The sequence below is a fragment of the Paraburkholderia sp. EB58 genome, from assembly GCF_050436665.1.
In the GTDB taxonomy this organism is placed as follows: domain Bacteria; phylum Pseudomonadota; class Gammaproteobacteria; order Burkholderiales; family Burkholderiaceae; genus Paraburkholderia.
The window spans coordinates 38,242-53,537 of the sequence record NZ_JBNDMQ010000021.1; the positions used below are offsets into that span (position 1 = coordinate 38,242).

Here is a 15,296-nt window from a genome sequence, read left to right on the forward strand (position 1 = left end):
TCCCGCTTGCGCCGCGCCGTAAAGGCTGCCGTTCGGCTCATCACCTCACCCTGGATCGATCACCAATCATGCGCGTTGGCGATGAATGCCCTGCTCCGGCGCTCGAATGCCGAAAACTGAGCAAAGCCTACGGGAGCGCTCGCATCGTCCTCGCGCAACTCGATTTCATGCTCGACCCGGGCGAGTTCGTCGCGATCATGGGTGATTCGGGAGTAGGCAAATCGACGCTTCTCAATCTGATTGCGGGCCTCGACGCCCCCGATAGCGGCGACGTCCTGATCGACGGCACACTCGTGTCCGGTCTCGACGACGATGCCGCCACCCGCCTGCGCCGCCAGAAGCTCGGGTTCGTCTTTCAGGCGTTTCACGTGTTGCCGCATCTGACGCTCGCGCAGAATGTCGCGCTGCCGCTGCTGCTCAACAATCTGCCACCGGCGCACGCGCTCGACATGCTCGCAGCGGTCGGCCTCGCAGGACGCGGTGACGACTTTCCACGGCAATTGTCCGGAGGCGAGTTGCAGCGCGTGGCGATTGCCCGCGCATTGGTCCACCGTCCCCGGCTGATTCTGGCGGACGAGCCCACCGGCAATCTCGACCCGGATACCGCCCACGAAGTGCTGGCGCTGTTTCGCTCGGAAGCCAAGGCGAACGGCGCGGCGACCATGATGGTGACGCACTCCGAGGCGGCTGCGGCGGTCGCAGACCGTGTGCTGATCCTGAGCGAAGGCGGTCTGCATCCGGCGGATCACGGCAGTGTGCAGCGGATCGGTTCGCCCCATGAGTGAGGTTGCGCCGGCACGGTCTGCACATCAAACAGGTAGTGCGCGGCTCACGCGCTGGCTGCTCGAAGCGGAATGGCGCAGCCAGCGAGGACGCGCCATCGTGGCCGTGGCGACGATCGCGCTCGGCGTGGCGCTCGGCTATGCGGTGCAGTTGATCAACAGCGCGGCGTTCAACGAATTCTCCGCAGCCGCGCGAAGTCTCTCGGGCCAGGCAGACCTGCAAGTGCGCGGCGCGCAGCCGACGTTCGACGAAGCGTGGTATCCGCGGCTTGCCAACGAACCCGGCGTGGCCCTCGCGACCCCGGTGCTCGAACTGGATGCCACCGTGCCGGGAAAAACCACACCGCTCAAGGTGCTCGGCATCGACGTGTTCAAAGCCAGCCAGATTGCGCCGGATCTCGTCGGCGTGCCCGCTTCGCAAAGCCCCATGGATACGCTTGCCGACGACACCGTGTTTCTGTCTCCCGCGGCACAGCAATGGTTGAACACGGGGATCGGCCAGCGCATCTCATTGCTAAGCGGGACGGCAAGCGTGCCGTTTCGGGTGGCCGGCGGCATCGTCAGGGCGCGGCCGGGTCAACGCATCGCGGTGATGGATATCGCCGCCGCGCAGTGGCGTTTCGCGCGCCTCGGCAAGCTCTCGCGGGTCGACCTCGAACTGGAGCGCGGCGTCGATCGCGAAAGGTTCCGGCGCGATCTGCAGGCGCGTCTTGGCCAGCAACTGGTGGTCTCCGAGCCGCATGACGTCGAAAGCCGGACCGACCGGCTATCCCGCGCATATCGCATCAACATGAATGTGCTCGCACTCGTGGCGCTGTTTACCGGCGCGTTTCTGGTGTTTTCGACTCAGGCGCTAAGCGTCGTGCGGCGTCGCTCACAGCTTGCCATGTTGCGCGTGCTCGGTTTCACGCGCGGCCAGTTGCTGCGCCAGATCCTGATGGAGGGCGCGCTGCTCGGCGTGCTCGGTTCACTTGCCGGTCTCGCGCTCGGTTACGCGCTGGCCAGTGCGGCGTTGCGCTTCTTCGGCAGTGACCTGGGCGGCGGCTATTTCCCAGGCGTGCGTCCGCGTGTCGGCTTCGAACCGCTGCCGAGCGCGATCTTTCTCGTCTTAGGCATAGGCGTGTCGATCCTCGGCAGTCTCGCGCCCGCGCTGGAGGCTGCACGTGCCCGTCCAGCGGTCGCGCTGAAGGCCGGTAGTGAAGAAGGCGCGCTGGCGAAGCTCGCGACACCGTGGCCCGCGATTGGCTGCCTCGTGCTCGCCGTCGCGTTGACGCAAATGCCGCCGTTTTTCGACGCGCCGATTCTCGGCTACATCGCCGTCGCACTTCTGCTTGTGGGGGGCATTGCGTTGATGCCGCGCTGCACCGCCATGCTGTTTACTGCAATCGGCCGTTCGCGTGTGGGACGCGGCGCGGGGACCACCAGCGCGCTGTCGCTCGCACGTCTTGCCAACGCGCCGGGACAAGCCTCGGTGGCGATGAGTGGCGTGCTGTCGAGCTTCGCCCTGATCGTTGCGATGGCGATCATGGTGGCCAGCTTCCGCGTCTCCGTCGACGAGTGGCTCGAGCATCTGCTGTCCGCCAATCTTTATGTGCGCGTTGCACCGAGCGGCGACACCGGCGTGCTGAGCCTCGACGACCAGGCCAAAATTGCGGCGGTAAGCGGCGTCAAAACCGCCGCGTTCACGCGCGCTTCGCAAGTGACGTTGAATCCCGCGCGTCCTGCTGTCACATTGCTGGCTCGCGAAATCGACGCCGCCGACCCCGGCGCCAGCCTGCAAATGTCAGGCCCCGTCCTGCCCGAAGCGGCGTTGCACGGCGCGACGCCGACGTGGGTCTCCGAGGCTATGGTCGACCTGTACGGCTACCGGCTGGGACAGCAGGTCCAACTACCGCTCGGCGAACACAACCGCTCGTTTGTTGTAGCCGGCGTATGGCGCGATTACGTGCGTCAAACGGGGGCGATCGAACTGCGGCTCGCCGACTATCGACGCCTGACTCACGACACCGGCGCGACCGATGTCGCGATCACCGTCGCACCCGGTGCAAGCGTCGAGCAGGTGATGACCGGGCTGCGCGCACTGCCCTTCGGCAACGCGCTGCAGTTCTCGCAACCCGGCGAAATTCGCGCCCGCTCACTGAGCATTTTTGACCGCAGCTTTGCGGTTACCTATCTGCTCGAAGCGGTGGCCATTGTCATCGGTTTGTTCGGTGTGGCGGCAACCTTCTCGGCACAGACGCTCGCCCGCTCACGCGAGTTCGGCATGCTGCGCCACGTGGGCGTCACGCGTGTCCAGATACTCGCCATCCTCGCCAAGGAGGGCGGCATGCTGACTGCGCTCGGTATTGCCATGGGCTTCGTATTGGGTTTCGCCATTAGCCTGATCCTGGTGTTTGTGGTCAACCCGCAGTCGTTTCACTGGAGCATGTCGCTGCACATGCCGTGGCTCGTGTTGAGTCTGGTGGCCATCGTGATGCTCGTCGCCTCGTGCGCGACGGCCGTGGTGGCGGGACGCCGCGCGGTCTCGGTAGATGCAGTACGCGCGGTGAACGAGGATTGGTGATGCGGATGGTGAGCTTTGTCGTATCATCGTGTGCCGTCCTTCGGGTCATCTACGAAACCATAAATATCGCAGTCCGTACCGTCTTGCGGGTGCTTCCTCCTCTCTGTGTCTGCATCCTGCTCGGCATCGGCATTCCCGCCATGGCAGCGCCGCCTCAGTTTGCCGCCGTCACGCCCGGCCACCCGCTGGCTTTTCCGGTTGATACGGGGGCACACCCCGCATTTCGGACCGAATGGTGGTATGCCACGGGCTGGCTCAATACGCCCGACGGCAAGCCGCTGGGCTTTCAGATCACGTTCTTCCGCTCGGCCACGGGGCATGACGCAGCGGACCCGAGCGCCTTCGCACCTATGCAACTGATCATCGCGCATGCTGCGCTCAGCGATCCGGAGTTCGGCAAACTGGTGCATGACCAGAAGGTCTCGCGGCAAGGCTTCGGCCTCGCCTATGCGAAGCCAGACAATACCGACGTCAAGCTCGATAACTGGCAAATGCTGCGCGCCGCCGATGGTCACTACACCGTGCTCGCTCAGGCGGGCGAGTTCGCGCTAAACCTCTCGCTCACGCCAACGCAAGCGCCGCTCGTTCAAGGTCAGCAGGGCTACTCGCAGAAAGGCCCGCTTTCCAGCGAGGCAAGCTACTACTACAGCGAGCCGCAACTACGCGTGAGCGGCAGCGTCACGCGGCCGTCGCGTTCGGCAGGCGGTTCGGCCATCGCTGCCGCGCCGACAACGGTAAGCGGCGTGGCGTGGCTCGACCACGAATGGTCGAGCACGCTCCTGAGTCCTGATGCAGCGGGTTGGGACTGGCTCGGCGCGAACCTCCCGGACGGCTCGGCGCTAATGGCCTTCAAGGTCCGCGGCCGCAATGGCGGAGCCGTTTGGGCCCACGCGGCACTGCGCGACGCGAGCGGCAAGGTCACGACCTTCGCTCCGGGCGAAGTTGACTTCGTCCCGCAGCGGACCTGGCGCTCGCCGCGCACGAACGCCGTCTATCCGGTGTCCGAGACCGTCAGGACTGGCCCGTTCACGTGGCAACTTGAGCCGCTCCTTGACGATCAGGAAATGGACACCCGCGATTCGACCGGCTCGGCCTACTGGGAAGGCGCGGTGACGGTCAAGCGCGCAGGTGAAGGCGTCGGACGCGGCTATCTGGAACTGACGGGGTATCAGGCGCCGCTCACCCTGCAGAACACGATGAAAGCGGCGAGATAACCGCTTCCCAGCTGCAAGCAGTGCATTAGAGACCCGCGAGCGTTGCCCACAACTGCGCTTTCAGCGTGCGGGTGGCGTCGTCCGACTCCTCGTACGGCTGGGCTTGCACAACCACGAGGCGCCAGAAAGACGAGCCGATATGACGCAACTCCGCATGGGTCTTCATGGAAGGCTCCGCGATGAGGTGACCGTCGGTGGACCAGCTTTCGTGACCGTCGATCGTCTCGCGGATGCCGGGAGCGCCGAGCGGCATGGCAGCGGCGTTGTTGCGGATGTACGCCGGAATGTATTTGTCAAAGCCGACCTCAGGCAGGTCTTCACGTGCGAACACGATCGCCGCGCCGCCGTTTGATTCAGTGAAGGTGTACACCGGTTGCCCGGTTTCGGCTCCCGTCACGGAAAGCTTCCAGATACCATCTATCTTGACGCTCACGTGGGTGACCGGATTGGTCCAACTGATCGGTGCAGCGGCATTCTGCGCTGCGTTCGCCGCGAGCCGACCGCTGAACTCACGTTGATAAATGTGCCATACCCACGGAGCGCACAACAGGATGACGAGGGCTAATGCAACGATGGCCTTACCCGAGAGCCCACGCTTTTTCGTCTGGGCGTGAGAGGCGGGCGCCGTATCGTATGCCGTCTGACGGCGCCGCGCGGCTGGCGATGGTTCCACGCCTGCGCTGCCATCACGGGCCGCCGCGGTGCTCTGCTCTGGCGCACTGGCCGACGGCCCCGGCACCTTCGGCGTCTGCTGCTCGCGCGCAGCGAGTTCCCGGTCGTAGGCCATTCTCCGGTCGGGGTCGCCTAATACCGTATAGGCTTCGTTGATGATGCGCATGATGCGCTGCGCATCCGGGCTGGGATTTTTGTCGGGGTGGTAACGCTGGCTCAGCGCCTTGTAAGCGGCACGAATCACCTCCGCCGGCGCGCCGCGTGTGACCTTGAGATTATCGTAATGAGTATGCATAGGCTTTCCAGAGAGACTCTTCCCCTTATCGACAGCATATCGGCTCAAAAGCAAAAATCTTTAAGCAACGCAGATTGTGAAGCAAGCGGAAGCGGCCCGCTCGCAGCCATCTCTCTGGGCATGCGGGTTGCTGACGCCTCTCGTGGTGATTCATTCACCAGCTACCGCTTGCCGGCCCCTCACGCTTAAACGAGCGCGGTGCTCCGCCAGGCCCGCAACCGCGACGGAGCGCGAAGCGATGGATATTCCCGAGCCCACTCAAAGGCGTCATATTCGCCACGCGCGGCGCCGTGCGCGCTCGCGGGCGATGTCGCGTTATGCCGGCAAGCCACTGAGCCTGCTGTGGCGCTACATCGCACGGCGTAAAGTCTCGCATCTGATCGTGCTGCTAAGCGTAGTCGCCGCGGTCGGCTGCGCGCTGGCCTCGCAGTATGGCATCAAGAATCTCATCGACGCCCTGCCATCCGGGCGCGCGCATCCCGCCGTCGTGATGCGCGCATTCGTCATACTCGTCGGGCTGATTCTCGCTGACAACCTGTTCTGGCGCGTTGGCGGCTGGATCGCCGCGCGCGTCTTCGTGACTGTGACCGGCGACATCCGGCGCGAGATGTTCGCCTATCTAACCGCTCATCCTCCGGTGTTTTTCGCAGACAAACCGCCGGGCGTCCTCTCGAGCCGCATCTCCGCAACCGCTAACGCCGTGTATGTGCTCGAAAACACCGTCTCATGGACCGCACTGCCACCCTGCCTGACGGTGATCGGCGCCATTGCGATGGTCGCGACCGTCAGCGTGCCGATGAGCGCGGTGCTGGTGGCGATCTCCGCTACCCTCGCCTTCGCCGTATTCGTACTGGCAAAGAAAGGCACCGGGCGGCACCAGGCGTTCGCTGCGCGCGCGGCATCGGTGGATGGCGAACTGGTCGACATCATCGGCAATATGGGGCTGGTGCGCGCGTTCTGCGCGGTCCGCTCCGAAGGGCGCCGCTTCGACGAGCGCCTCTCCACCGAAACCCAGGCGCGTACCCGTAGCCTGCTTTACCTGGAAAAATTACGCCTGCTGCACGCGCTCGCCACCGCGGTTCTCTCGGCTGCCATGCTCGGCTGGACCCTATGGCTTTGGAGTATGGATCGCGCCACCACCGGCGATGTGGTGCTGATCAGTTCGCTCGGCTTTGCCATCCTGCACGGGACGCGCGATCTGGCCGTGGCTTTCGTAGACCTCACACAGCACGTGGCCCGCCTCGGCGAGGCCTCGGCCATCCTGCTGACACCGCACGAGATGCCGGAGCACCACGACGCGCCGGTGCTGCAGGTGAGCGACGCCACGATCGAGTTCAGGGACGTGACCTTCGCGTACCCCGGCCGTCGGCCTGTGCTCAATGGCCTGAACCTGCAGATCCGGGCCGGCGAGCGTGTCGGACTGATTGGCCCATCGGGCGCCGGTAAATCGACCATCCTCGCCCTGATCCAGCACTTCTACGAACCCTCGGGTGGAAGTGTCAACATCTCGGGTCAGGACATCTCCAAGGTGAGCCTCGACAGTCTGCAGGCCGCGATTTCGGTGGTCCCGCAGGACGCCTCCCTGTTTCATCGTTCGCTGCTCGAGAACATCCGCTACGGTGTGCCAAAAGCCAATGAGTCCGACGTGCGGCGCGCCTGTGAGGACGCCAACTGCCTCGACTTCATCGCCGCGATGCCCGACGGGCTCAACACCATCGCCGGTGATCGCGGCACCCGGCTCTCAGGCGGCCAACGGCAAAGAATCGCCATTGCACGCGCCATCCTCAGAGATTCGCCGATTCTCCTGCTCGACGAAGCGACCTCGTCGCTCGATTCGGCATCCGAAGCGGCGATTCAGTCAGCGCTCGAGCGGCTCATGCAGAACCGCACGGTCGTTGCGATCGCCCACCGTCTCTCCACCCTGCAGACCTTCGACCGGATCCTGGTAATCAATCGGGGGCGCGTCACCCAGGACGGCTCGCCGGCGGAGCTCGCGAAGCAGCCGGGCATCTATCGCGATACGCTGATGCGTCAGCGCAAGCGGACGACACCGCCGGAGCTCGCGTGAGCCGCTTGGCAGATGTAACAAGGTCTCCGAAGTAGAACGACAACGTTTGCGCGGCCGTCCCTTCACAAAAAACGCCCGGCTATTTGCACCCCGAAGCGAATAAACGCTGAAGTTTGTTCAGAGAAATGCCGATATACGGTGTTACATCTAAATCCAGGTTAGGGACACTGATGGATTCGGTAGCTCGACAAATCAAGGGTGCGTTCACGGTCGACGGCACCGATCCTGAGTTGGTGCGCTCGCAGATGGAGGAATTCGGCCGCCAGATCCCGCTGCTCTATTTCATGCTGGTGGTCAATACGATAGCGGTGGCCGTCACGCACATCGCGTGCGCACCGGCATGGCTCGCCATCTACATACCCGCGGCCCTGTGCGCCGTCTGCCTGATTCGTTGCGTGCGATGGTGGTTCTATCGGCACCAGAAGCTGACCCATGAGAAAGCCGTGCCTCAATTGCGCAAGACCTTGTGGCTCGCCGGCGGAATCGGCGTGGCCTTTACGACGTGGGCCTTGCTGCTGTTTCATTACGGCCCTCCCTACGAACAGGCTCAAGTGGCGTTTTACATGGCGACCACGGTGGTGGGGTGCGTGTTCTGCCTGATGCATCTGCGCGCCGCCGCGCTTTTGCTGCTGACCATCGTGATCGGCTCTTTCACGATCGTCCTGCTGGCTGCGAGCCGCCCGGTGTTTATCGCCATGGCGGTCGACATGTTTTTTGTTGGCGTCGCGCTCGCCTTTATTGTGCACCTGTACTACCGGAACTTCGCCAGCCTGGTGTCTTCGAAGCGCGAACTGCTGGCAAGCCAGGCCGTCACACAGAAACTCAGCGACGACAACTTCCGCCTCGCCAATATCGACAGCCTCACGAGCCTGCCGAACCGGCGCAGTTTCTTTTCGTCGCTGAACGCGCTGGCCGAGCAAGGCACGGGCCAAACCGCCGCCTTCCACATGGGCCTGATCGACCTCGACGGCTTCAAGCAGGTCAACGACATCTATGGCCACTCGAGCGGCGATCTCGTGCTCAAGGAAGTCGGTGCACGGCTTCTGGAACTGGCGGATCCGGCGATTTTCTTTGCGCGACTAGGTGGCGACGAATTCGGCATCATCATTCAAAAGCGCCTCACGGAAGAGGAACTCGACCGTCTCGGCCAGACGCTTTGCGAGCGGCTGAGCCACCCTTACACGATAGGCGGCAATACGGCGGAGTTGTCGGGCACGATCGGCTGGGCTGGCCTGCCGTCCGCGAGCGTCAGCGTGGCGGAGGTTTTCGAGCGCGCAGATGCGGCGCTCTACGTCGGCAAGGAGAGCCGGCGCGGCACCGCGGTGGTGTTTTCTGCCGAGCACGAACACCGGGTACGCCGCGCGAGTCTGGTCGCACAGGAGCTCAAAGCCGCCAACCTCGACGCCGAGCTGTATCTGGAGTTTCAGCCTATCTTCGATGTCGCCACGCACGGCGCAGTCGGCTTCGAAGCGCTTGGCCGCTGGCGCAGTCCGAAGCTCGGCCAGGTCAGGCCGGAGGAGTTTATCCGCATCGCGGAGCGTACCGATCTGATCCGCGTGGTCACCGAGGTGCTGTTGCGCAAGGCGCTGGCCGAAGCCGCCAAATGGCCGCCCCACATGTATCTGTCGTTCAATCTCTCGGCGCTCGATATCTCGTCGGTGCCGCGTGCCCGCCGGCTACTGGACATCGTGCAGGAAAGCCCGACCGACACCGAGCGGGTGCACTTCGAAATCACGGAGACCGCCGTGACGCGCGACTTCAGGCAGGCTCGCGCCTCGCTGTCGCTGATCAAGCAGGTGGGCTGCCACGTGTCGCTCGACGACTTCGGAACCGGCTACTCGAGCCTGAGCTACGTCCACAGGTTGCCCTTCGATACGATCAAGATCGATCGTAGTTTCGTGGCCGAAGTCGATACGGACGTCGCGTCTGCCAAGATCATCAGGTCGGTGATGGATCTGTGCAGGAACCTCGGACTCGAGTGCGTGGTGGAAGGCGTCGAGACCGAATCGCAGTGTGAAATTCTGACCGCCCTGGGCGGACGCGTGATGCAAGGTTACCTGTTCGGCAGGCCGATGCCGGCCGACGCGATGTTCGCCTTCCAGCTCAACGCCGTCTAAGCGCGAGCTATGCCGCTGCCTTCGCCGTCACTCCGCCTTCCAGAGCGGGGCCGAACGCCTCGCGAACCGGTTCTCTCTTCCTGCGAGCGCAATGACTATTTCAGCCGCGCTTCGAGTGCGCGCAGCGCTTCGTTGAGTCTTTTAACCCGATTGATCTGGGATGGCACCCGCGCCGCGCCTGACAAGCCGTCCACCCGGTCCCGCCAGTAACTCAGCGGCAACGGACGGTCCGCCGTGGCGATCCGCGGCAGCACGTGTTCAAGGTGTTCGATGTCTTTTTCGATCTGTTGGTGATTCATTTTTGTTCCCCGGAATACCAAGCTAGGGCCCCGCAAGTTAACGCTTGCGTTAATGGCCATCTGTTTCTCTGTTTTTTTGCCAGTGTGAACTTTTCAGTCGACAACACTTGACCGTGCGTCTCAGTTTTTAGAAAGAAGGTTTCAGCGGGTAGCGGCTCGGAATTTCAGTACAGTGTATAAAGTAAAAGGCCGTGCCGGGGACGAAAGATGCAACATTAACTCTTCCTTTCAAAAATATTTCACATACTACGCGCGGCAATGCCGTGACACCAACGTTATTATTTCTGTACGGTATAGAATGAGTTTGAAAAGATTCCGATCACACAAAGATCCGCTAACGCCTTTCGACAACCCATGACTTTATTGGTGGAAAGGGAAAATCCGGCGGCTTCCGGCCAGCAAGCGGAAGGCGCCGCCTCTGCCATGCCGGACGGGTCTCATCGGCTCGCACCCGGCGTTGACCGTAGTCACTTCGACACACGCGGCGCGGCGCCGATACCCCCGCTGCTGGCGTGGCGCGACCGGGTCGGCCATGTCATCGACGTGATTACGTCTTCAGCGGAGATCGAGAATCCGTTCAGCGCTTCCATTGACCGCTATGCGGTCGGCGAACTGGCGTTTACGGACTGTCGCTCCGGCCGGCTCCTCCTCGATCGCTCGATCGCCCGTATCTCCACCGACCGCATGCGCGACTACGCTTTCCACGTGTTCCTTGAAGGCGGCATGGAATCGATCAGCGGACACTATCCGCACGATCAAAACGGTTCGGAAATGGCGAGCCTTGTGGCGTTGGACATGAATCAGCCCGCACGCATGCAGCGCGGCGCGTGCCGGGTGCTCACCGTTTTCGCGCCCGCCGCGCTGGTTGAAACGGTTGTTCCCGACGCGGATGCGATGCATGGCCGCGTGATCGAGAACCGGACACCGCTGACGCGCCTGCTCGTTCAGCATGTTGCCGCACTCGCCGATAACCTCCCTGGCATGAGCGCCGATGAAGCGCAGACCGCCTTGCGCACGAGTGCTCAACTGCTGGTAGCGGCTTTCGGTAAAGAAGCGCGTCTAACCGGCAACGCGCGCGCGGCAGCCCGTGCCGCGATGGTCAGTCAGGTGAAGCACTATATCCGGGCCAATCTTCACCAGGCCGAACTCTCACCCGAAAGCCTGATCCAGGCGCTGCAGTTGCCGCGCCCCACCCTGTACCGCATGTTTCACCATGAAGGCGGTCTCGGCACGTATATCCGCAACCTCAGGCTGCGCGCGGCGGCAGACGAACTGGTCGGATTTCCGCATCTGGCGGTTATGGACATTGCTTACGGCCTGGGCTTCAAAAGCCCTTCAGACTTTACGCGCGCGTTTCGCCGCGCCTATGAGATTTCACCGCAGGATTTCAGGGTGCGAGCGCTTGAATCGCGCCGGCGCTAAAGCCACTAACGCCACTAACGCCACTAACGCCACTAAATCGTTGATCGGCCCACGCTGATTTGCGCGCTGCAATTTATCAGCCCGCAATTCGACACTTCCTTATCTGACCATTTTGTCATCTGCGCGTCAGCATTGCGACCCGAGCGCCCTCGTAGACTCGTATGGCGTTGTGGAGACCTGAATTCGGCACCGCTTTAGAAACAAGCCGAAATCCTAACGTCCTTCCTCCAGGAGTCGATAATGTTCCGAATCGCTTATATTGCAATAGCAGTTTCCGCCATTGCCTGCGCAGCACCCGTGTTTGCGCAGGATGCCCCCAGCGCCACTCAACCGGCAGCGACCGTCGGGAACGGCACCGCAAACAGCGCCGACAATACAAACGCCATCTCCAGCAGCGGCGTAGGCATGGACACCAGCGGCCAGGCCGTCGCCGGCGCTCCGGCTGGCCTCACCCGCCAGGAGGTGAAGCGCGAGCTGTACCAGGCCGAAACCGACGGCGAGCTCAAGACCCTCAATCGGACCGTCTATAACGGCAATTGAAGCAACGCACGCCGCTCGCAACGTGCTGAGTCTCGCGCCCGGCGCGTTGCGGCAAGACGCCGCGCAACGTGCATTGACGTACCCCTCACGCTCGGCGGTCGTAAAATGGCTTGGATGGGGGCGGTGTAACGCGATGCCGGGCCGCGCCTAGTCCCCGGAACTGGCGTGCAGCAGCGGCCACACCATCGTAAGCCTGACGCCGCCGCGTGCCGGCACATACAGTTCGCGGCTGCGCTGCGCGCCATCGAGAGTGGCCGTCAGACGATAGCGCCCCTGCGGAAGCCGCGCGAATAGATACGGCCCATCCGAGGTGGCGTTGAACACGACCGTTCCGTCCGATCTCGCCACCTGCACCGCCACGCCCGACAGATACTCGCCCGATCCTGTCGTAAAGGTCGCGCGCATGTTGTACCCGGACGCGAGTCCACGAAACGCCGCGACTTCATCCTGGCCCACGCCACCTGTTACATAAGCGACACCGTGGTTGTCGTGTGCGACCGGTATACCGTTGGGCGCCGGATTGCGCGTCGAAGTGTCTTCGGCCGGCTGTGGTGCCGGAGCTGGCATCCTCTGAGCGGGCGCTTCATTTACGGCTACGGTATGAGTGGGCGGTTCACGCGTCGCCAGCTCCTGCTGCGGCGGCTTGCGTTCGGGCACGTCCCGAACTGTCGCGGGCGCAGGCACCCGCGCGGGTACGGCAGTGGGTGCCGCCCGCGGCCTCGCAATGCCGGATTCGCAACTCAAGCCGGGTATGTCAGCGCCGCCGTTAGCGGGCCGCCCCTCGAGCACCCAGGATGGTAGCGTCACACCTTGTCCCTCGGCGCGCGGGGTCAGCGTATCGCGCATCCGGGCTGCCACCGCGCTGCGCTCCTGCGGGGTCGACGCGCGGTGCATTTGTGTGCAGAATTCGACCCGCTCGTCGTCGCTGAGCAATTGAGACGGCACGGCGTCAGACGGGGCTCCGCGCGCGTTCAGGGCCACCGCGGCTACGCCACACACGAGCGCCCACCGGACGGTTTTCGACAAGCCGGAACATCGAGTGGACATGTGTAATCTCCGGGACACGCTCGGGCGCGCAATCTTGGGTCAATTCGGGGCATCTTCGAGCGCTTCGCTTAACTATCGACGAGCAACAGCGGCAGGCGTGGTCTTGCGGGGATAAGTTGCGGGCAGTGCAAGAGCGAAACCCAATTGCAGTGTACCAAACCCGCTAACGTCCACCGCGACCAGCGGACCGCGCGAAGTAGTCGATCTCCGCCATGTTACAGCGCGATTGATCCGGACCCGCACAATGGCGCTGCAACTTCGCTAGATGCGTCAAGTCACGTGCGCCCTCTGGTCTCCTGCGACGCCGAAGCGACGTCACAGGACGTTTCCTGGTGGACGATTTACTTGCGGGGAATTTCAATGCCGCTAGGAAACGAACGGCAGCTTCTGATCACGCGCCGCGGCGAGCATCGACACGGTAATTTTGCGCACCTCGAGTTTGCTTTGCGTGATATGCGCACGCAGCAGAATGGTGGCTTCCGGCAAGCGGTTGCGCTCGATCAGGTGCAGCATGGTCGAGTGTTCGTCGTAAGTCGCGCTGGTCCGGTGCGGCTTGAGGAAATCCAGCCGCCGCACAATGCGGATGCGTTCGGTGACTTCGTTGTGCACCCGAAGCATTTCGCCGTTGCCGGTGGCGGCCACGAGTTGACGGTGGAAATTTTCGTCCATGCCGAACATGGTGACCGGATCGCTCTCGCGTAACTCAGGTTCGACGCACCAGACCGCCTTGAGCGGTTCGATCGCCTCATGCGGCGCGTTGCCCGAGGTCAGCCGTTCGAGCGATGCAAGTTCGAGCACGATGCGCAGATCGTAGAGCTGGTCCAGTTGCTCGAAGTTGATCTGCGAGACTTTCCAGCCGCGCCGGAAGCCGACCTCCAGATAGCCCTCGCGCTGCAGGCGAAACAGGCCATCGCGCATGGGTGTGCGCGATACGCCATAGTGTTGGGCGATATCGCTTTCGGAAAAGCGGTCGCCGGGGAACAGCCGGAAACTGAAGATGTCGGTCTTCAGTTGCTGGTACACCTGCTCGGCCAGTGGATTGGGCCCGTTGACCGCAAACGGCGCGCTCGCCAGCTTCACGTCGCTCGTTTCGTTTTCACTCATATCGCTGCATCTCCCTTGCTATGTTCTTATTATGCTTGGCTCACGGCGTGGCAATGAGACTCACGTGGGCTGCGACGATTTTCCAACCGTGGTGCGCCTCTCCCGCTTCCCCCACGCGTGCCCAGGTCTGCATCTGCCGGCCGAGCAACGAAGTCGCGTCGCTGGTGAATTCGGTGCTCACGGTGGCGTAATCGGTGCCGAAGCTGGTCACCACGGTGCGATACAGCCGCCGCGACGCGGGCACCGGTTCGGCCGACGCCCGCCACGCGCGAATCGCTTCGCCGCCGTGCTGGACTTCGGCGATTCCGTAACGCACGGTTTCGGGCGTATGCCAGAACAGCGCGTTCATCGTGTCGATGTCGTTGTCGACCAGCGCGCGTTCGTATTCGACAAAAGCAGCCGTTACCTCGGCGACGATTTCCGGCTTGTTGACTTCCATCCTCAAAGTCCCTCTTTCAATGCCGCAAGCGGTGCGGTCCAACCCACAATGCCACCTTGCGAACGAATCATTTCCAGACTCGCCTGCTTGAACGCCGGAAAGTAGCTGGCGGTCGCATCTTCGATCAGCAGGCATTCGTAACCGCGGTCGTTGGCCTCGCGCATCGAGGTCTGCACGCAGACCTCTGTCGTGACGCCGGCGAACAGCAGATGCGTGATGCCCCGTACGCTCAACGCTTCGCTTAACCGCGTCGCATAAAACGCGCCTTTGCCGGGCTTGTCGATCACGAGTTCGCCATCTACAGGTGCCAACGCATCGACAATCGCATTGCCGGGTTCGCCTCGCACGAGAATCCGGCCCATCGGTCCGGGTTCGCCAATGCGCATCTGCGGTGCGCCGCGCAGTCGCTTCGCAGGCGGACAATCGGACAGATCCGGCGCATGCGACTCGCGCGTATGGACCACGAGCAAGCCGGCTTGACGGGCGAGCGCGAGCAGCTCGGCAACAGTCGGTACGATGTCCGCAAGCAACGAGACATCGTTGCCGAGCGACTCGCCGAAGCCACCCGGTTCGATGAAATCGCGCTGCATGTCGATGATCACAAGCGCGGTGTGCTGCGGTTCGAATACGAATGAGGAAGGTAACGCCTGAACTTCGATGCTCATGGTTTCAGCCTTGTTATACGGTGCGGCGGCTGATTCCGCACGCAGGGAGCGGTGTCTGCGATCGGGCAG

At 63.0% G+C, this 15,296-nt stretch carries 13 protein-coding genes; 7 read left to right on the forward strand and 6 right to left on the reverse strand.

Annotation, left to right across the window (positions count from 1 at the left end):
* The first annotated feature begins 68 nt into the window (after positions 1-68).
* From P3T40_RS27140 to P3T40_RS27150, 3 genes are all read left to right on the forward strand, one after another.
* On the forward strand, positions 69-785 hold the full coding sequence (locus P3T40_RS27140; protein ID WP_429270792.1) for an ABC transporter ATP-binding protein: 717 nt from the start codon (positions 69-71) through the stop codon (positions 783-785).
* Positions 778-3,345 (forward strand): FtsX-like permease family protein, encoded by a 2,568-nt coding sequence (locus tag P3T40_RS27145; RefSeq protein WP_429270793.1) that lies wholly within the window; start codon positions 778-780, stop codon positions 3,343-3,345. The genes P3T40_RS27140 and P3T40_RS27145 overlap by 8 nt, the downstream gene beginning before the upstream one ends.
* Before the next feature lie 140 nt (positions 3,346-3,485).
* Entirely contained in the window at positions 3,486-4,559 is a 1,074-nt protein-coding gene (locus P3T40_RS27150) for a lipocalin-like domain-containing protein (RefSeq protein ID WP_429270794.1), read from the forward strand.
* Between the two features lie 25 nt (positions 4,560-4,584).
* Here the strand turns inward: P3T40_RS27150 and P3T40_RS27155 are convergent, their stop codons facing one another.
* Positions 4,585-5,526 carry a J domain-containing protein gene (locus tag P3T40_RS27155; protein ID WP_429270795.1) on the reverse strand — a complete coding sequence of 314 codons (942 nt, stop codon included), beginning with the start codon at positions 5,524-5,526 and terminating at the stop codon, positions 4,585-4,587.
* Between the two features lie 238 nt (positions 5,527-5,764).
* Between P3T40_RS27155 and P3T40_RS27160 the strand changes: the two genes are divergently transcribed.
* Entirely contained in the window at positions 5,765-7,594 is a 1,830-nt protein-coding gene (locus tag P3T40_RS27160) for an ABC transporter ATP-binding protein (protein WP_429270796.1), read from the forward strand.
* Between the two features lie 170 nt (positions 7,595-7,764).
* On the forward strand, positions 7,765-9,711 hold the full coding sequence (locus tag P3T40_RS27165) for a putative bifunctional diguanylate cyclase/phosphodiesterase (RefSeq protein ID WP_429270797.1): 1,947 nt from the start codon (positions 7,765-7,767) through the stop codon (positions 9,709-9,711).
* A gap of 95 nt (positions 9,712-9,806) precedes the next feature.
* Here the strand turns inward: P3T40_RS27165 and P3T40_RS27170 are convergent, their stop codons facing one another.
* Complete coding sequence (locus P3T40_RS27170; RefSeq protein ID WP_429270798.1) at positions 9,807-10,010, reverse strand: hypothetical protein; 204 nt, start codon at positions 10,008-10,010, stop codon at positions 9,807-9,809.
* 354 nt (positions 10,011-10,364) lie between these two features.
* Between P3T40_RS27170 and P3T40_RS27175 the strand changes: the two genes are divergently transcribed.
* Both P3T40_RS27175 and P3T40_RS27180 read left to right on the forward strand, forming a co-directional pair.
* Positions 10,365-11,432 (forward strand): helix-turn-helix domain-containing protein, encoded by a 1,068-nt coding sequence (locus P3T40_RS27175; RefSeq protein ID WP_429270799.1) that lies wholly within the window; start codon positions 10,365-10,367, stop codon positions 11,430-11,432.
* Between the two features lie 240 nt (positions 11,433-11,672).
* Complete coding sequence (locus tag P3T40_RS27180; RefSeq protein ID WP_429270800.1) at positions 11,673-11,972, forward strand: hypothetical protein; 300 nt, start codon at positions 11,673-11,675, stop codon at positions 11,970-11,972.
* Between the two features lie 147 nt (positions 11,973-12,119).
* On the opposite strand, the gene P3T40_RS27185 is transcribed toward P3T40_RS27180, so the two are convergent.
* The 4 genes from P3T40_RS27185 to P3T40_RS27200 form a co-directional block, all read right to left on the reverse strand.
* Positions 12,120-13,019: a hypothetical protein gene (locus tag P3T40_RS27185; protein WP_429270801.1), complete on the reverse strand. Its 900-nt coding sequence runs from the start codon at positions 13,017-13,019 to the stop codon at positions 12,120-12,122.
* Positions 13,020-13,385: 366 nt separating this feature from the next.
* Complete coding sequence (locus tag P3T40_RS27190; RefSeq protein ID WP_429270802.1) at positions 13,386-14,123, reverse strand: GntR family transcriptional regulator; 738 nt, start codon at positions 14,121-14,123, stop codon at positions 13,386-13,388.
* A 40-nt stretch (positions 14,124-14,163) separates the two neighbouring features.
* A complete protein-coding gene (gene hpxZ / locus P3T40_RS27195) occupies positions 14,164-14,562 on the reverse strand; it encodes an oxalurate catabolism protein HpxZ (protein ID WP_429270803.1) in 399 nt (132 codons plus the stop codon).
* Between the two features lie 2 nt (positions 14,563-14,564).
* Positions 14,565-15,227 (reverse strand): cysteine hydrolase family protein, encoded by a 663-nt coding sequence (locus P3T40_RS27200; RefSeq protein ID WP_429270804.1) that lies wholly within the window; start codon positions 15,225-15,227, stop codon positions 14,565-14,567.
* Positions 15,228-15,296 lie beyond the last annotated feature (69 nt).